Raw genomic sequence first — 17,880 nt, 5'->3', positions numbered from 1 at the left:
CGCCCCCCTTCCCCGGGCAAAACGGCGGCCACTGACGATCAACCCCTCTCTCCGGCGCAGCGCACAACGCTGGAAAAACTGATCGTGAAAATCATGACGCTCAGCCCGGTAAAATCGGCGGAGATCTGGGCGTCTCTGCGTCACGATCTCGGCGCCGACAAAGGCGGCGAACTGCTGGCGCGCCATTTTCAACCGGCGGAACAGCTGCTGCAAACGCGCCTGACGCAGGCGCAGCAAAACCATGCCGGGCGCCAACTGCTGCAACAGCTGGCCGAGTTGCTGCCGCAGGGCAATAATCGCCAGGCGGTCAGTGACTTTATTCGTCAACGGTTCGGCCATACGGTGTTGAGCCAGCTCAGCCCACCACAGCTGCAGCAGGTGCTGAATCTGTTGCAGACCGGCGGCCTGACCATTCCCCAACCGCAGCAAACCGCCACCAGCGATCGCCCGCTGCTGCCCGCAGAGCATCAAAGCCTGCAGCAGCAGGTCACCAAACTCAGCGCCGCGACCGGTGAAGCGCCGGCTAAAATTTGGCAAACGCTGTTCGATCTGGCGGGCGTGAAAACCAACGATCCGCTGCCGGCGCGCCACTTCCAGCTGCTGAACCAGTTTTTACAGGTGAAGGTGGCGCTCAGCCCGCAGAACGCGCCAACGCTGAACAACCTGCTGGCGGCGCTCAAACAGCCGGCGGATGAGCAAGAACTGCAGCAGATGAACGACTATTGCCAGACGCGCTTCAACTGCGGCGCCAACGCGCCGCTGACGCATCCGCAAATGAGCGACGCCATTCATCAGCTGTTTGCCCGCCGTCTGGACAAAGCCGGCCAGGCGCAGCCGATCGCAAGCCCCTCTATCGAACCGCAGCCGCTGCTCAACCCGCTGATCGCCGCCCTGCCTCTGCCGCTGCAAAAAGCGCTGAGTAAGCCCGCCGTGGCGCTGATCCTGCTGCTGTTGGCGTTGGCCGTCGTGCTGGCGCTGGTGTTTTAACGCCTCAGGCGCAGCCGCAGTCCGCTGCGGCCGCCCGGGAGCGCAGCGACCCCGGCAGTTCGCCGATGGCCAACGGATGGCCGTCGCGCAGCCAGAAATCCAGCCCGCCAATCAACTCCTTCACCCTAAACCCCAACTTCGCCAGCTTGTAGGCGCCTTTGGTGGAACCGTTGCAGCCGATGCCGTCGCAGTAGGTCACATACACCTTTTGGCGATCCAGGTGCGCCGTGCCGGCTTCATCCATCAGGCGATGCGGCAAGCTGAATGCGCCGGGGATATGCCCGGCGGCGTACAGCGCCTCCGCACGGGTGTCGATCACCACCATCCCGTCCACGCCATTGCGCAAATCTTCCGCCACGTCCCAGGCATCCGCATAGCGGCTCAGTTTAGCCGCCAGATAGGCCAGGCTCTCTTCCGGCGCTGCCGGCGGAAAGGCCAGCACCAAGGATTCTTTCGACATATCACTCACTCCCGTTGATCAAGACAGATGACAATAGTGCCCGATTTTGGTCTTATGATTGATACCCATTTTTTACTCATGATAAGACCCATTATGCGGCACACGCTGATCACGCTGTTTCAGCAATCGCCCCAGGCCATCGGCACGCTGCGCGATCGTCTGTGTGCGGCATTGCGGCAGGCCATCCACCACGGCGCATTGAGCGTTGGGCAACGGCTGCCCTCCAGCCGAGTGCTGGCTGGGGATCTGAACCTCTCAAGGGTGACCGTCGAAGCAGCGTACGGCCAGTTGGAGGCGGAGGGGTATTTGCAGCGCCGCGTCGGCCAGGGCACATTTGTGGCTATCCGCATCGCCAAATCGCCGCCGCCGGCGACCCGCACCGCCATGCCGCGCCTTTCGCTGCGCGGCCAACAGATCGTGCACACCGGCGGCTGCCGCGATCCGCAGAACCCTCAGGCCTTCGCTGCCGGCTCGCCGGACCTGCGCGCGTTTCCGCTGGCCCTGTGGAAGCAGTTGACCGCTCAACGCCTGCGCCTGCAGGGGGAAAGCCTGCTGCGCTACGGCGATCCGCAAGGCTATCTGCCGCTGCGCGAAGCCATTGCCGCCCACGTCAATCAAACGCGCGGCGTAGTCTGCGATGCGAGCCAGGTTATCGTGCTGACCAGTTCGCAGCAGGCGCTGCAAATGATCGCCACCTTACTGTTGGACAGCGGCGACAGCGTCTGGATGGAAGAGCCGGGCTACGCCGGGGCGAGAAACGCCTTTATCAGCGCCGGCGCCGCGCTGACGCCGGTAGCGGTAGACGGCGACGGCCTGCGCGCTGACCCCTCCTTGCCCGACCCTCGTTTGATTTATCTGACGCCCTCGCACCAATACCCGACCGGCGCGGCGCTCAGCCTGGCACGCCGCTTGGCGTTGCTGGCGCAGGCGGAGCGGCAACAGGCCTGGATCATTGAGGACGATTACGACAGCGAGTTTCACTACGACGGGCTGCCGATTCCGGCGATGCAAGGCCTGGATCGCCATGGCCGGGTGCTCTATCTCGGCACCTTCTCCAAATCGTTGTTCCCTTCGCTGCGGCTGGCGTACCTGATCGTGCCGCCCGCGCTGGCCGCCCCCTTCGTCACCGCACGCACGGTCTATGACGGCCACAGCGCGCAATTGATGCAGGCGGTGACCGCCGAGTTCATTCGCCAGGGGCACTTCGCCGCGCATATTCGTTACATGCGCCAGCTCTACCACAGCCGGCGCGATGTGCTGCTGACGGAAGTGCGCGAAAAGCTGAGCCACTTCGCCACGGCCGCTCCCGCCGCCGGCGGCCTGCAGCTCAGCGTTTGGCTGCCGCCCGGCCGGGAGGCGGCGCTCAGCCAACAGGCGCGGCGGCTCGGCGTCCTTACGCCCGGGTTAACGGCGCAATACCAAACGGTTCAGGCCCAGCGCGACGGCTGGCTGCTGGGTTTTTCGGCCCTGACGCCGGGCGAGATCCGCAGCGCCGTCGAGCGGCTGGCGCGGATCGCCGCGGCTTAGCCCTGCCCCGGAGAGACGCCGGCCGGCTTATTGCTCGGTCAGGCGCATCTCCGCCACCAGCGGCAGGTGATCGCTCACCGCCGGCCAGTGCACGCCGTTCCAATCGCCGCTGGCGTTCGGCACCGTCAGGCTGTCCAGATGCCAACGCTGCGCATTGCCGCTAAAGATGTAATCCACCTTGATTTCGGCGTTTTCCGCCGGCCAGCTGCGGCCATCTTGCCCATTGGGCATGATATCGTTCCAATAGCGGCTCAGCTCCAGCCAGGTGACGCTGCCCGGCACATCGTTCATGTCGCCGAACAGCAGTTTGATGCCGCGCACTTCGATGGTGCGATCGTTCAGCTCCCGCACCTGATCCAGACGCATCGTCGGATCTTCCTTGGTGTCGAGGTGGGTGTTGAACAGGGTGATCGGCGTCGGGAACTCCGGCACATCGACCTTGGCGCTGAAGGCGATGCGCTGCTCGCGCTGGCCGGACGGCAACGGATAGATCACGGCGTCGTGCAGCGGATACTTCGAGAGAAACGCCAGGCCGTATTCACCGCCGTCGAAATCGATCGCCCGGCCGAACACCGCCTGCATGCCGGTCAGCTTCGCCAGTTCCGCCGCCTGATCGACCCGCCCGCTGCGGGCGGTGAGTTTATCCACCTCCTGCAGCGCCACCACGTCGACGTTCATCGCGCGAATCGCCTTGGCGATAGCGGTCATGTCGCTGACCTTGCCGGCGGCGATATTGAAGCTGGCGACGCGGATCTTCGGCGCCTGTTCCAGCTCGTAGGTTTTGTTCTTCAGGCCGCCCAACGCGCTGGCCACCTCGCGGCTGTTGGCGTGCCCGGTATCGGCGGACGACCAGGCGCTGTGAGAGATGCCCAGGGACAGTAAGGTGATGAGCAAAGCGTGACCGGTGTGCATGAATTCTCCTTGAGGGACAGATAAGTGTTATGCGGGCGCTTCCCGGCCCACAGCTAACACCGATTTTGCCGCAGAAACCTGCGACTATTTCCTAGTTGCACCGCTATTTTTCGTTTCTGCGCGATGCTTCGCATTCTGGCGGTTTACGCATTGCGCCGTTGGACAATCGGCTGATTTCGTTTTAAAACCGGTAGATTGCCAACCGCGAGGAGTTCCGATGACCAGCCCGATTGCCGAACAGCTTACCGAACGTTTCTTCCGCTATCTGGCGGTGACCAGCCAGAGCGACGCCGCCGCAACCGCCCTGCCCAGCACGCCGGGGCAGCATGAGATGGCGCAACTGTTGGCGGACGAGCTGCGCCGGCTCGGCCTGGCCGACGTTCAAATCGACGAGCACGCCACCGTGACCGCCCGCAAGCCCGGCACTCAACCCGGCGCGCCGCGCATCGGCTTCATCACGCATATAGACACCGTGGACGTCGGCCTGTCGCCCGAGATTCGCCCGCAGCGCCTGCGCTTCACCGGCGAGGATTTATGCCTGAATGCCGAGCAGGACATCTGGCTGCGTACCACCGAGCATCCGGAGATCCTGCCCTACCGGAACGAAGAGATCCTGTTCAGCGACGGCACCAGCGTGCTGGGCGCCGACAATAAGGCGGCGGTCACCGTGGTGATGACGCTGCTGGCCAACCTGACCGCGGCCGATCGCCACGGCGATATCGTGGTGGCGTTCGTGCCGGACGAAGAAATCGGCCTGCGCGGCGCCAAGGCGCTGGATATGCAGCGTTTCCCCGTCGATTTCGCCTACACCATCGACTGCTGCGAACTGGGTGAAGTGGTGTACGAAAATTTCAACGCGGCGGCGGCGGAGATCCGCATCGAGGGGGTGACCGCCCACCCGATGTCGGCGAAAAACGTATTAATCAACCCGATACGCATCGCCAACGACATCATTAACCGATTCGACGTGCAGGATACCCCGGAGCACACCGAAGGGCGCGAGGGCTATTTCTGGTTCACCGATCTGGCCGCCAACGCCAATCAGGCGACGCTGAAGGTGTCGATTCGCGACTTCGATCGCGCGGCGTTCGAGGCACGCAAGGCCCGCCTTGAGGAGATGGTGCGCCAGGTGGCGGCCAACTATCCGCGGGCCAACGTCAGCTGCAGCGTCAGCGACATCTACAGCAACATCAGCAACGCCATCGGCGAGGACCGGCGCGCCATCGATCTGATCTTCGGCGCCCTCGCCGCCCACGGCATCCCGCCGAAGGTGATCCCGATGCGCGGCGGCACCGACGGCGCGGCGCTCTCCAGCCGTGGCATCCTGACGCCCAATTACTTCACCGGCGCGCATAACTTCCACTCGCGCTTCGAGTTTTTACCCGTCAGCGCCTTCGTGAAATCCTATCAGGTGACCCGCAGCATTTGCCTGCTGGCCGCGCGACAAAGCGGCCAACCGGCTTAGCTCATCACCCAGCCGAGCAACGCGGCCCATACCAACAGCGGCAGCGAATAATAGTGGAAGCGCAACCAGATCTTGCGCTCCCCCGCCATGCGCAGCGCAATCAGGTTGGCGAGCGATCCGATCGCCAACCCGAAGCCGCCGGCGTTGACCGCATAGGCCAACTGAGCGCTCGAGGGCACATAGTTGAGCAACAGTATGGTGGCCGGCACGTTGCTGACGATCTGCGACAGCCCGACGCCCAACGCATACACGCTCCCCTCGCTCAGCCCGGCGATGGCGGCGAACGCCGGCTGAAGCGGCGGCAAACGGGTAAACAGGCCGACATCGATGAACATGGCGGCGAACACGAAAATCAGACTCCAGTCGATCTGCAACAGCACTCGGCGCGCCAGCAGCAAGAAACCGGCGAACACCGCCAGCAGCCCGTACAACGGCAGATCGAAATCGAGACACAGCAGGAAAACCGCATACAGCCCTACACAGCTCAGCAACAGCGGCCGCTGGTAGGGATACCCCTCGGTATTCGGCGTTTTCACGATGTCGCGCGCCGGGAAGCTGAACCAGGTCAGCGCCAGCAGGCTCAACATCATTGCGGCGCCAAACGGCGCCATCTGGCCGATGAAACCGAGGAAAGAGAGGCCGGAGCGGCTCCACAGCAGGATATTTTGCGGGTTGCCGATCGGCGTCAGCAACGAACCGGCGTTCACCGCCAGCGCCTGGAAGATGATCAAGCGGCCAACCGGCAGCGCCGACAGCTTTTTTAGCGTGATGGTGAGCGGAATGACGATAAACAGCGCCACATCGTTGGTCAGAAACGACGACAGCAGCGCGGCGGAAAACACCAGGAACAGCGCCAGCCGCCGTTCGCTGTGCAAGCGGTTGATAATCTTGCGGCCGACAAAATCGAAGTAGCCGCTGACCTCCACCCCTTTGGTCAGCAGCATCAGCCCCAACAGGGTGATGAGGGTACGGCCGTCGATGAAACCACCCAGCGCCGACAGCGGTTGCGGATGAAAAGCGAACATCACCACGCCGGCCAGCAGCAATGTATGCAAGAAGCGATCTTTGACAAAGGGGTGGATAAGCCGAGAAATGGCGGTTGAACTCATAGCGGCAGTGTGAACCTCACCGAAAAGAATGGGCAGACGTTAGCTCAGACGCGGCTTCAGCGCCAGCAAAATGCTATTTTACCTTTATCCGCTTTTCATTTGCCGCGCTTTACTTTATTTGTAGCGGCTTTCACGGTTTTCAAAGGACATGTTATGGCTTCCCTGCTCGCTAAAGGGGCGTTGCTCAGCGCCTTATGCGCCCTGCTCGCCGCCTGTGACGATCCCGCCTCTCGCCCGCAAATCGATATCGACGGCAAGACCATGGGCACCTTCTACAGCGTTAAGGTCAGCGGTGACGTCGCGATCGGCAAACAAGAGCTGCAGCGGCAGATCGACACGGTGCTCGAACGGGCCAACGACGATATCTCTACCTACCGCGCCGATTCGGTGCTGTCGCGGTTTAACCGCAGCGCCAGCCTCGAGCCGCAGCCTATCCCGCGCGGCATGGCGGACATCGTATTGATGGCCCAACGCATCGGCCGCGATACCGGCGGCGCCATGGACATCACCGTCGGCCCACTGGTGAACCTGTGGGGGTTCGGCCCAGACAAGCATCCGGTCAAGGTGCCGGAACAGGCGCAGATCGACGCGGCGAAGCAGAACATCGGCCTGCAGCACCTGAAGCTGATCAGCGACAATCACGGGGAGTGGCTGCAAAAAGATCTGCCGAGCATGTATGTCGATCTCTCGACGCTGGGCGAAGGCTATGGCGCCGATGAGCTGGTGCGCCTGATGAACCGTCACGGCATTACCAACTACCTGGTGTCGGTAGGCGGCGCGGTCTCTTCGCGCGGCGTCAACGGCCAGGGCAAACCCTGGCGGGTGGCGATCCAAAAGCCGACCGACCGTGAAAATGCGGTACAGGCGCTGGTGGATCTGCACGGTTACGGCATCAGCACCGCCGGCAGCTACCGCAACTACTTCGAACAAAACGGCCAGCGTTACTCCCATGTCATCGATCCGACCACCGGCAGGCCGATCAACCACCGGCTGGTTTCCGCCACGGTGATCGCCCCGACCGCACTCGAGGCCGACGGTTGGGATACCGGCTTGATGGTGCTGGGCCCGGAGAAAGCGTTGCAGCTCGCAGAAGAGAAAGGGCTGGCGGTCTACCTGATCAGCAAAACCGACGACGGTTTCAGCGCCGTGATGACGCCGCAGTTCAAAGCATTTTTAGTGCAGTGAGATAAAAAAGCCCGGCGCGCAATGGCCGGGCTTATTCCTGTTCCGCGCCGATCACTTGGTCAGCGCGATGATACCGAGGGTCAGACCGGCAACCGCCGCCGCACCGCCGGCGATCGCGCCCGCGGTTTCCCAGTTATCCTGAGTGGTGCCCTTCATACAGGTGTTGGTGTGCACCAGACGCCCCTGGTCATCGTAGACCGGCACGCAGGGAGAATCGGTGGCGCATCCGGCCAACACGGCCGACAGTAACCCAACCGCAATTAACTTTTTCATACTTCTTGCCTCAATGTTCGATCACTTTAGAAAGCTACGCCGAGCGATAATCACGCTACCTGGCTATTGTATGCCCAACGCGTGTAATGGCGAGGTAATGATGTGTCAGGGGATGTGATTTGGGAAAACTCCGAGCGCCCGGCCGGTGGGCTTCGGGCAGTAAAAAGCCCGCGAAAACGCGGGCTTGTTGGCGGAATGACGCGCCGGCGGGATTATTTCGCCAGTTTGCGCATCACCAGCGTGGCGTTGGTGCCGCCGAAACCGAAGCTGTTGGACATCACGGTGGTCAGCTCGCGCTGGGTCGGCTGAGTCACGATGTTCATGCCGGCCGCCTGTTCATCCAGGGTTTCGATGTTGATGCTCGGCGCGATAAAGCCGTGCTCCAGCATCAGCAGGCTGTAGATCGCTTCCTGCACGCCCGCAGCGCCCAGCGAGTGGCCGGTCATCGCCTTGGTGGAGGAGATGGCCGGGGTATTGTCGCCGAACACTTCACGAATGGCGCCCAGCTCTTTCACGTCACCTACCGGCGTAGAGGTGCCGTGCACGTTGATGTAATCGATCGGCGCATCCAGATCCTGCATCGCCATCTTCATGCAGCGCACTGCGCCTTCGCCCGAAGGGGCAACCATGTCGGCGCCGTCGGAAGTCGCGCCGTAGCCGACGATTTCCGCATAGATGTGCGCGCCGCGCGCCAGTGCGTGCTCCAGCTCTTCAACCACCACCATGCCGCCGCCGCCGGCGATGACGAAACCGTCACGATCGGCGTCATAGGTGCGGGACGCTTTTTCCGGCGTGTCGTTGTATTTGGTGGACAACGCGCCCATCGCATCGAACTCGCAGGCCATTTCCCAGCACAGCTCTTCGCCGCCGCCGGCGAATACGATGTCCTGTTTGCCCAGCTGGATTTGCTCAACCGCGTTGCCGATGCAGTGCGCGGAGGTCGCGCAAGCGGAGCTGATGGAGTAGTTCACGCCGTGGATTTTGAACGGCGTTGCCAGGCAGGCGGAAACGCCGGAAGCCATGGCCTTGGTCACCACGTACGGGCCAACCGCTTTCAGGCCGCGCGGGCTGCGCATCGCATCGGCGCCGAACACCTGGAAGCGCGGAGAACCGCCGCCGGAACCGGCGATCAGGCCCACGCGCGGGTTGTTTTGATACTCTTCTTCCTTCAGGCCGGAAGACGCGATCGCTTCTTGCATCGCCAGGAAGGCATAAATGGAAGCGTCGCTCATGAAACGCACCGCCTTGCGGTCGATCAGGCCGGTAGTGTCGAGCTTAACTTGCCCCCATACGTGACTACGCATGCCGGAATCTTTCAGCTCCTGGGAGAAAGTGATCCCAGAACGTCCTTCCTGCAGGCTTGCCAGGACCTCCTGCTGGTTATTACCAATGCTGGAGACAACTCCCAGGCCAGTAATCACTGCACGTTTCATTCAATACCTCTTCCACTATTTACCTACGGGATTTTGCATCGCACTTTAGCGTACAGATGTAAGCCGAACAAGTCCGATCAGCGTTTTTCAGCTTTATTGTTGCCCAGTTTGCGCCGGGGCGCCAGCGCCGTTAGAATTCGCGGCATCCCTTGAATTTCGAGCCATTGACCGTGAACCACGCCCCCATCCAAACCGCAACGCTAACCTGGAACGAACAGGGTACACCTGTTTCGAAACAGTTTGATGACGTCTATTTTTCCAATCAGGATGGGCTGGAAGAAACCCGCTACGTCTTCCTGCACGGCAATCGGCTGCCGCAACGTTTCGCCGCCCATCCGCGCTCGCTGTTTGTCGTGGCGGAAACCGGGTTCGGCACCGGGCTCAATTTCCTCACGCTGTGGCAGGCCTTCGCCGGCTTCCGTCAGGCCGAGCCGGACGCAGCGCTGCAGCGCCTGCACTTTATCAGCTTCGAAAAATTCCCCCTGCAGCAGGCTGACCTGGCGGCGGCGCATGCGCGCTGGCCGGAGTTGGCGCCTTATGCCGACGAGCTGCGCGCCCAGTGGCCGCTGCCGTTGCCGGGTTGCCATCGCCTGCTGTTAGCCGAAGGCCGCATTACGCTCGATCTGTGGTTCGGCGACGTCAACGATCTGCTGCCGCAGTTTGACGCCAGCATGAATAACCAGGTGGACGCCTGGTTCCTCGACGGTTTCGCGCCGGCAAAAAACCCCGACATGTGGACCGATCAACTGTTCGCCGCCATGGCGCGCTTCGCTCGGCCGGGAGGCAGCTTCGCCACCTTTACCGCCGCCGGCTTCGTGCGCCGCGGCTTGCAACAGGCCGGTTTTCAGGTCAACCGCTGCAAAGGCTTCGGCCAAAAGCGTGAGATGCTCGCCGGCGAGCTCCCGGCCGATGCGCAGCCCACCGCACATCCGGCGCCCTGGTATCGACGCCCGGCGGCGGACAACACCGCCGACATCGCCCTGATCGGCGGCGGCGTCGCCAGCGCGCTCACCGCGCTGGCCTTGCTGCGCCGCGGCGCCACCGTCACGCTGTACTGCGCCGATGAGCAGGCGGCCGAGGGCGCATCCGGCAACCGCCAGGGCGCGATTTATCCTTTGCTGAACGGCAGCGGCGACGCGCTGGAGATCTTTTTCAGCGCCGCGTTTCCCTTCGCCCGCCGCCAGTACGATGCCCTGTTGCAACAAGGCGTCGCCTTTGATCACCAGTGGTGCGGCGTCAGCCAGTTGGCCTATGACGAAAAGAGCGGCGCCAAGATCGCCAATATGCTGAAAACTGACTGGCCGCAGGCCTTGGCGATGGCGGCCGACCGCGAGACGCTCAGCGAACGGTGCGGCGTCGATACCGGCTTTGGCGGCATCACCTACCCGCTAGGCGGCTGGCTCTGCCCGGCCGAGCTGACGCGCGGCGCTATCGCGCTGGCGCAGCGTCAGGGCTTGGTCTGCCACTACCGGCACGATGCACAGAGGCTGACGCAGGAAGAAAACGGCTGGCGCATCGATTTCGCCAACGGCGACAGCCGGCGCCATGCGACGGTGATCCTGGCCAACGGCCATCGGTTGGCCGAACTGGCGCCGACGGAAGCCCTGCCGCTGTATTCGGTACGCGGGCAGGTGTCGCATATTCCGACCTCGCCGGCCCTCGGTCAATTGAAACAGGTATTGTGTTACGACGGCTACCTGACGCCGGTTAATGCCAACAACGGCCACCACTGCATTGGCGCCAGCTACCAGCGCGGCGACATCGCCACCGACTACCGCGAGCAGGAGCAACAGGAGAACCGCGAGCGCCTGCTGCGCTGTCTGCCGGAGCAGGCCTGGCCGCAGCAGGTGGACGTCAGCGCTCATCAGGCGCGCTGCGGCGTGCGCAGCGCCACCCGCGATCATCTGCCGATGGTCGGCGCGCTGCCGGACTATCAGGCCACGCTGGCACAGTATCAGGATTTGCAGCGGCAGAACCAGCGCGGCGAAACCGTCGCCGATGCGCCGGTCTATCCCGGTCTGTTCGCTATCGGCGGGTTAGGCTCGCGCGGCTTGTGCTCGGCGCCGTTGGCGGCGGAAATTTTGGCGGCGCAGCTGTTCGGCGAACCGTTGCCGGGTGATGCGCGCCTGCTGGCGGCGTTGAATCCGAATCGGATGTGGGTGCGGAAATTGCTGAAAGGACGTGCAGTTTAATCAACCTTGAGGGGCGCGGCGACGCGCCCCGGCATGACGATCAGGCGGCAGGGGTTGCAGCCTGATAGAGGTTTTCCCACATGCCGCGCACCAGGATCTGATCCGGCGGCGAGAGTTCCCCGGCGGCGATCGCTTTGTGCAGGCTCTCCTCCACCCGCGCTTTCAGCGCTTCGGCGGTGTGTTCGCCCTGCTCTTCCGCCTCGGCCACCGCCAGCGTCAGATGACCGCGCAGGTAGCCACCGGCAAACAGTTCATCATCGCTGGCGTGCTCTACCATGTCATCAATCAGCGCCAAAATGCGCGCTTCAAATTCTGCGATCATCAAATTTCCTCATTAAATAACGGGCTGTGGCGTCAGTTGAGATCTTCCGGATACGGAAAGTGCTCGGCCGCCAACGGTGGCGTATTGTAGAACGATTGCAACGCCTGAATAAAGCGCGCAGGCCTTGTGGGTATTCCCTGCTCCAGCAGCGCCAATACCCGGGCGCGCACCTTGCGTTGGAACGCGATGCGATCCGGCTCGCAGTCGCCGTTCAGGTTGTCGCAGCTGACGTTGAACGGGAAACCGGCCGCCACGCAGAACATCCATTCCAGCGCCTGCGGTTTGATCTCTACCGCTTCAAATTCGCTCTGGGTCTGCGCGTCCCGCCCATCCGGGCAATACCAATAGCCGAAGTCCACCAATTGACGGCGCGCGTCACCGGCGATGCACCAGTGCGAAATTTCATGCAGGCCGCTGGCGTAGAAACCGTGGGCGAACACGATGCGGTGATACGGCAATTCGTCGTCGGCCGGCAGGTAGATCGGTTCGTCGTCGCCCTTCACCAGGCGGGTGTTGTAGTCATCGCTGAAGCAGCGATTGAAGATCTCGATCAACTGCTCATAATGATGGCGGGTCTGCGTGTCTGACATAAAAAACTCTATAACCACAAAAATAAAGAGGCCATTATACCCGATAACCGGCGGGGGGATACGGGCGCATAAACGGCGCCCATTTTCATCGTCAGCCGTGCACGAAGGCGGACAGCCACTGCTGAATCTCTGCACCGTGATTGTCGTAAAGCAGCTTGAGGCTCATCACCAGCGAGACGATCACGATCATCGGCCGAATCAATTTCTGGCCACGGGTCAGCACCATGTGCGCGCCCAAACGCGCCCCCAGCACCTGCCCCACCAGCATCACCAGACCGATGCTCCACACCACCTTGCCGCCGATGATGAACAGCGCCAACCCGCCGACGTTGGAGGTAAAGTTCAGCACTTTGGCGTGCGCCGTAGACTTGGCGAGGTTGAAACCGCACAGCGTCACGTAGGCCAGCGCGTAGAATGAGCCGGCGCCGGGGCCGAAGAAACCGTCGTAAAACCCGACGCAACCGCCGGCTACCAGCCCGAACGGCAAGGCGCCGAGGCGGCGTTGACGATCTTCCTCACCCAGTCGCGGCATCAACAAGAAATAGAGACCGATGCCGATCACCAGCAGCGGCAACATCTGCCGCAGCAAATCGGCGCGCATGTGCTGCACCAGAATCGCGCCGGCGATCGAGCCGATCAGCGTCAGAAAAATCGTCAGCTTCTGGTCGTTGAGGTTCACCGCTCGCCGACGAATGAAGTACAGACTGGCGGAGAAAGAGCCGCCGACCGACTGCAGCTTATTGGTCGCCAGCGCCTGCGCCGGAGGAACCCCCACTGCCAGCAAGGCCGGCACCGTCAGTAATCCGCCGCCGCCGGCGATGGAGTCGATAAACCCCGCCAGCAGCGCTACCGCAAACAACACCCCGAGCATCTCGGGGCCAATGACGAACCAGTCCATGTGTTATTCCGCTGAGAAATGGTGATCCAGCAATGCCTGACAGGTAGGCGGTAACGGCGGCGGCACGGGTTTGCCCGGCTTCGCGTTCGGCTGATGCGGCACGAACCAACTCGCCAGTTCGGCGCCGCAGCCATCGCCCGGCGGCGGCGTATCCTGCTCCTGGCACTCCAGGCTGCCGGCCGGACAACGCAGACGCACGTGCATATGCGCACGGTGGCCAAACCACGGCCGCACCTTGTGCAGCCAGGCGCGATCGGCGCCGGCGTCCAGGCACAGACGCTGCTTGATCGCCGGGTTGACGAAGATGCGCGTCACGTCCGCATCCTGCGCCGCCAGTTTGATCAGCGACTCAATCTGCGGTTGCCATTGGCTCGCCACCACCTGTTTGCCGTCGCCCGACACCAGGTCGATCGGCTGCGGCTTGAGCAATTGCTGCGCGCTCCAACGTTGGCGCGGCAGCTGCAGCCAGATGTCGACGTCGAGCCCAGACTGGTGGCTGGCGTGGCCGCTGCTGAAGCGCCCGCCGGCCGGCATCGCCATGTCGCCGATCAGCACCGTGCCCAGCGCTTTCTGGTTCGCTTTGCTGCTGAGGCGCTGTATGAACGCCAGCAGATCCGGATGGCCGAAATAGCGGCGCTGGTCGGTACGCATCACCTGATAGTCCGGTGAATTCAGCGGCAACGGCTGCGCGCCGATGATGCAGCCGTTGGCGAAACCGCCCACCGCCTGCGGCGCGCCGGCCACCGGATGGTCGATTTTCTGCCACGGCGTCAGCGCCATGGCGGAAGCGGAGGCCGTCAGGGCCACCAGGCCCAACATCCAGTTTTTCATGGCGATTACCAGCGAGGCACGTCGGAAACCACATCACCGTTTTGCGCACGCTGGCGCAGCAGGTGATCCATCAACACGATCGCCATCATCGCTTCGGCGATCGGTACGGCGCGGATGCCCACGCACGGATCGTGGCGACCGCGGGTCACCATTTCCACCGCTTCCCCGTGGCGATTGATGGTGCGGCCCGGCACCATGATGCTGGAGGTTGGCTTCAGCGCCAGATGCGCGATCACCGGTTGGCCGCTGCTGATGCCGCCGAGAATGCCGCCGGCATGGTTGCTTTGGAAGCCTTCCGGGGTGATTTCATCGCGGTTTTCGCTGCCGCGTTTGGTCACCACGGCGAATCCGTCGCCGATCTCCACGCCTTTCACCGCGTTGATGCTCATCAGCGCATGCGCCAGATCGGCATCGAGGCGGTCAAACACCGGCTCGCCCAGGCCAACCGGCACGTTTTCCGCAATCACGCTGACCTTGGCGCCGATGGAGTCACCCTCTTTTTTCAGCGCGCGCATCAGTTCGTCCAGCGCTTCCAGCTTGTCCGGATCCGGGCAGAAGAACGGGTTCTGTTCGACCTGATCCCAGTCTTTCAGCTCGCAGGTCACGTCGCCGATCTGCGCCAGATAGCCGCGCACCTGCACGCCGAACTTCTGCTGCAGGTATTTCTTGGCGATAGCGCCCGCCGCGACGCGCATGGCGGTTTCACGCGCCGAAGAGCGGCCGCCGCCGCGATAGTCGCGCAGACCGTATTTCTGTTCGTAGGTGTAGTCGGCATGCCCGGGACGGAACACGTCTTTGATGGCGCTGTAGTCTTGCGAGCGCTGATCGGTGTTTTCAATGATCAGACCGATGCTGGTGCCGGTGGTCACGCCTTCGAATACGCCGGAGAGAATGCGCACCTGATCCGGTTCGCGACGCTGGGTGGTGTAACGCGAGGTGCCCGGACGACGGCGGTCCAGATCGTGTTGCAAATCGGCTTCGGTGAGCGGGATGCCGGGCGGCACGCCGTCGACGATACAACCCAGCGCCACCCCGTGAGATTCACCGAAGGTGGTGACGCGGAAAATCTGCCCAATACTGTTTCCTGCCATCACGGCTCCTTACCGTTAGTCTTTTATCGTTATGAGGCCCGCCATGCGGGCCTTGGAAATGCGGCTTAGCTGCGATAGAGGCTGAAGTGATCCTTGCAATCCACCAGCTGCTGTTTGGTCAGCATGAACACGCCGTCGCCGCCGTTTTCGAATTCCAGCCAGGTGAACGGGATGTCCGGATATTGTTCCATCAGATGTACCATGCTGTTGCCCACTTCACAAATCAGCACGCCGTCGTCGGTCAGGTAGTCCGGCGCGCACGCCAGGATGCGGCGCACCAGCTTCAAGCCGTCGCTGCCCGCCGCCAGCCCCAGTTCCGGCTCAAAGCGGAACTCCTGCGGCAGATCCGACATGTCTTCCGCATCGACGTACGGCGGGTTGGTGACGATCAGATCGTACTGGATCGCGGGAACGTCGCGGAACAGATCGGAACGGATCGGGATCACCTGGTGCTCGACGCCGTGCGCCTGAATATTGCGCTCGGTCACCGCCAGCACGTCGCTGGAGATGTCCACCGCGTCCACTTCCGCTTCCGGGAAAGCGTAGCCACAGGCGATGGCGATGCAGCCGCTGCCGGTGCACATGTCGAGAATATGGCGCGGCGGGTGCGGGATCAGCGCGCTGAAACGATCGTTGATCAACTCGCCGATCGGCGAGCGCGGCACCAGCACGCGTTCGTCGACGTAGAATTCCATGCCGCAGAACCAGGCCTTGTTGGTCAGGTAGGCGACCGGGATACGCTCGTTGACGCGGCGGATCACGCGCTCAACGATGCGATGGCGCTCGCTGGAAGTCAGACGAGCGGTATGCATGTCCTCCGGAATGTCCAACGGCAGAAACAGGCTTGGCAGCACCAATTGCACCGCTTCGTCCCACGGATTGTCGGTTCCGTGACCATAATAGATATTGGCGGCGTTGAAACGGCTTACCGTCCAGCGCAGCATATCTTGAATGGTGTGCAGTTCGTTCACTGCTTCGTCGACGAAAATTTTGTCCAATTTGCCCTCCGGCAGGCGCTGTGTTTCATGATTTAGCCGCATAGTTTGCCATGAAGCCCGCGACAAATCACGCGCGCCCCTCGCGCTTTTCACTCTGGCCCGAGTTTTGCGTCGACAGCGCTCATTCACAAGGTAAACTAGCGAAATAAACGATTTCCGGTGAATGAAGCATGAAGAACAAGCCCCCTCTGAGCAAAGACGAACAACAGCTCTTCAGAGAGTCGGTGGCGGGCGCAAAAAAGCTGCGCCAGGACACCATCGTCCACCGCCCGCCGAAGCTCAAGGTCAAACAGGTCGCGCCGCAGCGGCTGCTGCAGGAGCAGGTCGATGCCAGCTATTATTTTTCAGATGAATATCAGCCGCAGCTGGAAGAGGAAGGCCCGACGCGCTACGTGCGCCCCGGCAGCAGCCCGTATGAGCTGAAGAAGCTGCGACGCGGCGATTATTCGCCGGAGCTGTTTCTTGATTTGCACGGCCTGACTCAGCTGCAGGCCAAGCAGGAATTGGGGGCGCTGATCGCCGCCTGCAAACGCGAGCATGTGCACTGCGCCTGCGTGATGCACGGGCACGGCAAACACATTCTCAAACAGCAAACGCCGCTGTGGCTGGCGCAGCATCCCGACGTGCTGGCGTTCCATCAGGCGCCGAAGGAATGGGGCGGCAACGCCGCCGTCCTGCTGTTGGTGGAGCTGGCAGAATAGCCTCCCGCAGAAACGACTCAGGGCGATATCAGACATCGCCCTGAGTTTATTCCGCACCGCATCCGCGGCTCACACTTTGGCCATCACCTGCGACGGGCTGACCTGCCATTCAAATTTGCCGTAGCTGCCGTCCGCCGGCAGATCGACGTTGGCGATCGCCGAGGTCGCGAACATCGGCGGGCACTCGCCCGGACACAGTTCCGCCACCAGATACCCTACCAGCGGCAGGTGCGACACGATCAGCACCGAGCTCACCCCTTGCATCGCCAACGCCTGAAGATAGCTGCCGACTTGTTCGGCGTTCCCGCCCGGCGTCAGTTCGGGCAGCACTTCTTCGCCCTCCGGCAGCGTCAAGGCTTCACGCACCGTCGCCAGCGTCTGTTCGGCCCGCAGATAGGGGCTGACCAGCACGCGTTCAATATCCACAGACTTGGTGTTCAACCAGGCCGCCATCTGACGGGACTCGTCGCGGCCGCACAGGGTAAGGGGCCTTACCGCATCGCTGGCTGCCTCGAGCGCCGCCTCTCCGTGACGCATAATCAAAACTTGCATATTGCACCGCTGTTGTTGACAAAGTAACGCTATACAGAAACGCCGTGCGTGCTGTACCGCCGAGTTTTACAACCCCAAAGCCAAAGCTTTAAAACGATAACGCGCCGTCTCTTTATGGCGGCCGGGCATTTTGCCTGAAAGTTTGCGTAAAGAAAATGCTGTTTTTTACAGCAATCCTCCCCGGGCAAACCTCGATTGCTCATAGAACAATCAATTCAACGGGTTAAATTTTAACCTTTTCGCCATGAAAATTATTGATGGCGCTCAAGCTAACTTACCGCTGCCGCAGCCTTGCTGTACAGCCTCACGGGCTGACGCTGTCGCAAGGAGTGATGGCGATCACAACGCGGCCCT

18 protein-coding genes are annotated in these 17,880 nt (G+C 62.2%); 6 read left to right on the top strand and 12 right to left on the bottom strand.

The window, feature by feature from the left end; genetic code table 11:
- The coding region (flk, locus tag H7A77_RS14845) for a flagella biosynthesis regulator Flk (RefSeq protein ID WP_182074357.1) at positions 1–987 on the top strand (987 nt) is incomplete at its 5' end.
- 4 nt (positions 988–991) lie between these two features.
- Here the strand turns inward: flk and H7A77_RS14840 are convergent.
- Positions 992–1,447: a rhodanese-like domain-containing protein gene (locus H7A77_RS14840; RefSeq protein WP_033651965.1), complete on the bottom strand. Its 456-nt coding sequence runs from the start codon at positions 1,445–1,447 to the stop codon at positions 992–994.
- A gap of 93 nt (positions 1,448–1,540) precedes the next feature.
- On the opposite strand from H7A77_RS14840, the gene H7A77_RS14835 reads away from it, so the two are divergent.
- Entirely contained in the window at positions 1,541–2,974 is a 1,434-nt protein-coding gene (locus H7A77_RS14835; RefSeq protein WP_182074356.1) for a PLP-dependent aminotransferase family protein, read from the top strand.
- Positions 2,975–3,001: 27 nt separating this feature from the next.
- On the opposite strand, the gene H7A77_RS14830 is transcribed toward H7A77_RS14835, so the two are convergent.
- Positions 3,002–3,886 carry an endonuclease/exonuclease/phosphatase family protein gene (locus tag H7A77_RS14830; RefSeq protein ID WP_182074355.1) on the bottom strand — a complete coding sequence of 295 codons (885 nt, stop codon included), beginning with the start codon at positions 3,884–3,886 and terminating at the stop codon, positions 3,002–3,004.
- Positions 3,887–4,103: 217 nt separating this feature from the next.
- Here H7A77_RS14830 and pepT point away from each other — a divergent pair, with 217 nt between their 5' ends.
- The gene (gene pepT, locus H7A77_RS14825; protein WP_182074354.1) at positions 4,104–5,351 is read left to right on the top strand and encodes a peptidase T; all 1,248 of its coding nucleotides are present in this window, start codon (positions 4,104–4,106) and stop codon (positions 5,349–5,351) included.
- Here the strand turns inward: pepT and H7A77_RS14820 are convergent.
- The gene (locus H7A77_RS14820; RefSeq protein WP_069100403.1) at positions 5,348–6,460 is read right to left on the bottom strand and encodes an SLC13 family permease; all 1,113 of its coding nucleotides are present in this window, start codon (positions 6,458–6,460) and stop codon (positions 5,348–5,350) included. The genes pepT and H7A77_RS14820 overlap by 4 nt on opposite strands.
- A gap of 153 nt (positions 6,461–6,613) precedes the next feature.
- Here H7A77_RS14820 and apbE point away from each other — a divergent pair, with 153 nt between their 5' ends.
- Positions 6,614–7,645, top strand: coding sequence for an FAD:protein FMN transferase ApbE (apbE, locus tag H7A77_RS14815; protein WP_072627256.1), 1,032 nt, complete (start codon positions 6,614–6,616; stop codon positions 7,643–7,645).
- A 51-nt stretch (positions 7,646–7,696) separates the two neighbouring features.
- On the opposite strand, the gene H7A77_RS14810 is transcribed toward apbE, so the two are convergent.
- Together H7A77_RS14810 and fabB are read right to left on the bottom strand one after the other, a co-directional pair.
- Positions 7,697–7,918 (bottom strand): hypothetical protein, encoded by a 222-nt coding sequence (locus tag H7A77_RS14810; protein WP_004936201.1) that lies wholly within the window; start codon positions 7,916–7,918, stop codon positions 7,697–7,699.
- Between the two features lie 212 nt (positions 7,919–8,130).
- Positions 8,131–9,351 (bottom strand): beta-ketoacyl-ACP synthase I, encoded by a 1,221-nt coding sequence (gene fabB / locus H7A77_RS14805; RefSeq protein ID WP_016926857.1) that lies wholly within the window; start codon positions 9,349–9,351, stop codon positions 8,131–8,133.
- Positions 9,352–9,521: 170 nt separating this feature from the next.
- Here fabB and mnmC point away from each other — a divergent pair, with 170 nt between their 5' ends.
- Positions 9,522–11,543, top strand: coding sequence for a bifunctional tRNA (5-methylaminomethyl-2-thiouridine)(34)-methyltransferase MnmD/FAD-dependent 5-carboxymethylaminomethyl-2-thiouridine(34) oxidoreductase MnmC (gene mnmC / locus H7A77_RS14800; protein WP_182074353.1), 2,022 nt, complete (start codon positions 9,522–9,524; stop codon positions 11,541–11,543).
- A gap of 40 nt (positions 11,544–11,583) precedes the next feature.
- Here the strand turns inward: mnmC and H7A77_RS14795 are convergent, their stop codons facing one another.
- The 6 genes from H7A77_RS14795 to prmB all read right to left on the bottom strand — a co-directional run bounded on the left by H7A77_RS14795 (position 11,584) and on the right by prmB (position 16,273).
- Positions 11,584–11,865, bottom strand: a complete 282-nt coding sequence (locus H7A77_RS14795) for a YfcL family protein (RefSeq protein ID WP_016926855.1) — start codon at positions 11,863–11,865, stop codon at positions 11,584–11,586.
- A 32-nt stretch (positions 11,866–11,897) separates the two neighbouring features.
- Positions 11,898–12,455, bottom strand: coding sequence for an elongation factor P hydroxylase (locus H7A77_RS14790; protein ID WP_072627254.1), 558 nt, complete (start codon positions 12,453–12,455; stop codon positions 11,898–11,900).
- A gap of 91 nt (positions 12,456–12,546) precedes the next feature.
- Positions 12,547–13,353 carry a sulfite exporter TauE/SafE family protein gene (locus H7A77_RS14785; protein ID WP_047025284.1) on the bottom strand — a complete coding sequence of 269 codons (807 nt, stop codon included), beginning with the start codon at positions 13,351–13,353 and terminating at the stop codon, positions 12,547–12,549.
- A gap of 3 nt (positions 13,354–13,356) precedes the next feature.
- Complete coding sequence (gene mepA, locus H7A77_RS14780; RefSeq protein WP_025303719.1) at positions 13,357–14,184, bottom strand: penicillin-insensitive murein endopeptidase; 828 nt, start codon at positions 14,182–14,184, stop codon at positions 13,357–13,359.
- 5 nt (positions 14,185–14,189) lie between these two features.
- A complete protein-coding gene (gene aroC, locus H7A77_RS14775; RefSeq protein WP_033643909.1) occupies positions 14,190–15,275 on the bottom strand; it encodes a chorismate synthase in 1,086 nt (361 codons plus the stop codon).
- A gap of 65 nt (positions 15,276–15,340) precedes the next feature.
- Positions 15,341–16,273, bottom strand: a complete 933-nt coding sequence (prmB, locus tag H7A77_RS14770) for a 50S ribosomal protein L3 N(5)-glutamine methyltransferase (protein WP_004936224.1) — start codon at positions 16,271–16,273, stop codon at positions 15,341–15,343.
- Positions 16,274–16,443: 170 nt separating this feature from the next.
- Between prmB and smrB the strand changes: the two genes are divergently transcribed.
- Positions 16,444–16,974 carry an endonuclease SmrB gene (gene smrB, locus H7A77_RS14765; protein ID WP_025303720.1) on the top strand — a complete coding sequence of 177 codons (531 nt, stop codon included), beginning with the start codon at positions 16,444–16,446 and terminating at the stop codon, positions 16,972–16,974.
- A 69-nt stretch (positions 16,975–17,043) separates the two neighbouring features.
- On the opposite strand, the gene sixA is transcribed toward smrB, so the two are convergent.
- Positions 17,044–17,526 carry a phosphohistidine phosphatase SixA gene (sixA, locus tag H7A77_RS14760; protein WP_004936230.1) on the bottom strand — a complete coding sequence of 161 codons (483 nt, stop codon included), beginning with the start codon at positions 17,524–17,526 and terminating at the stop codon, positions 17,044–17,046.
- Positions 17,527–17,880 lie beyond the last annotated feature (354 nt).

It is taken from the genome of Serratia sp. ME47, assembly GCF_903970925.1.
Lineage (GTDB): Bacteria > Pseudomonadota > Gammaproteobacteria > Enterobacterales > Enterobacteriaceae > Serratia > Serratia ureilytica.
The sequence above is the reverse complement of the archived record's forward strand: the minus strand, read 5'-3'. Positions and strand labels throughout refer to the sequence as shown.

Excerpts from the sequence above, each read along its gene's own strand:
- H7A77_RS14795 (WP_016926855.1), bottom strand. The coding sequence starts at position 11,865 with ATGATCGCAGAATTTGAAGCGCGCATTTTGGCGCTGATTGATGACATG.
- apbE (WP_072627256.1), top strand. The coding sequence starts at position 6,614 with ATGGCTTCCCTGCTCGCTAAAGGGGCGTTGCTCAGCGCCTTATGCGCC.
- H7A77_RS14835 (WP_182074356.1), top strand. The coding sequence starts at position 1,541 with ATGCGGCACACGCTGATCACGCTGTTTCAGCAATCGCCCCAGGCCATC.
- smrB (WP_025303720.1), top strand. The coding sequence starts at position 16,444 with ATGAAGAACAAGCCCCCTCTGAGCAAAGACGAACAACAGCTCTTCAGA.
- H7A77_RS14820 (WP_069100403.1), bottom strand. The coding sequence starts at position 6,460 with ATGAGTTCAACCGCCATTTCTCGGCTTATCCACCCCTTTGTCAAAGAT.
- H7A77_RS14785 (WP_047025284.1), bottom strand. The coding sequence starts at position 13,353 with ATGGACTGGTTCGTCATTGGCCCCGAGATGCTCGGGGTGTTGTTTGCG.
- fabB (WP_016926857.1), bottom strand. The coding sequence starts at position 9,351 with ATGAAACGTGCAGTGATTACTGGCCTGGGAGTTGTCTCCAGCATTGGT.
- aroC (WP_033643909.1), bottom strand. The coding sequence starts at position 15,275 with ATGGCAGGAAACAGTATTGGGCAGATTTTCCGCGTCACCACCTTCGGT.
- sixA (WP_004936230.1), bottom strand. The coding sequence starts at position 17,526 with ATGCAAGTTTTGATTATGCGTCACGGAGAGGCGGCGCTCGAGGCAGCC.
- H7A77_RS14790 (WP_072627254.1), bottom strand. The coding sequence starts at position 12,455 with ATGTCAGACACGCAGACCCGCCATCATTATGAGCAGTTGATCGAGATC.
- H7A77_RS14830 (WP_182074355.1), bottom strand. The coding sequence starts at position 3,886 with ATGCACACCGGTCACGCTTTGCTCATCACCTTACTGTCCCTGGGCATC.
- mepA (WP_025303719.1), bottom strand. The coding sequence starts at position 14,184 with ATGAAAAACTGGATGTTGGGCCTGGTGGCCCTGACGGCCTCCGCTTCC.
- H7A77_RS14810 (WP_004936201.1), bottom strand. The coding sequence starts at position 7,918 with ATGAAAAAGTTAATTGCGGTTGGGTTACTGTCGGCCGTGTTGGCCGGA.
- pepT (WP_182074354.1), top strand. The coding sequence starts at position 4,104 with ATGACCAGCCCGATTGCCGAACAGCTTACCGAACGTTTCTTCCGCTAT.
- H7A77_RS14840 (WP_033651965.1), bottom strand. The coding sequence starts at position 1,447 with ATGTCGAAAGAATCCTTGGTGCTGGCCTTTCCGCCGGCAGCGCCGGAA.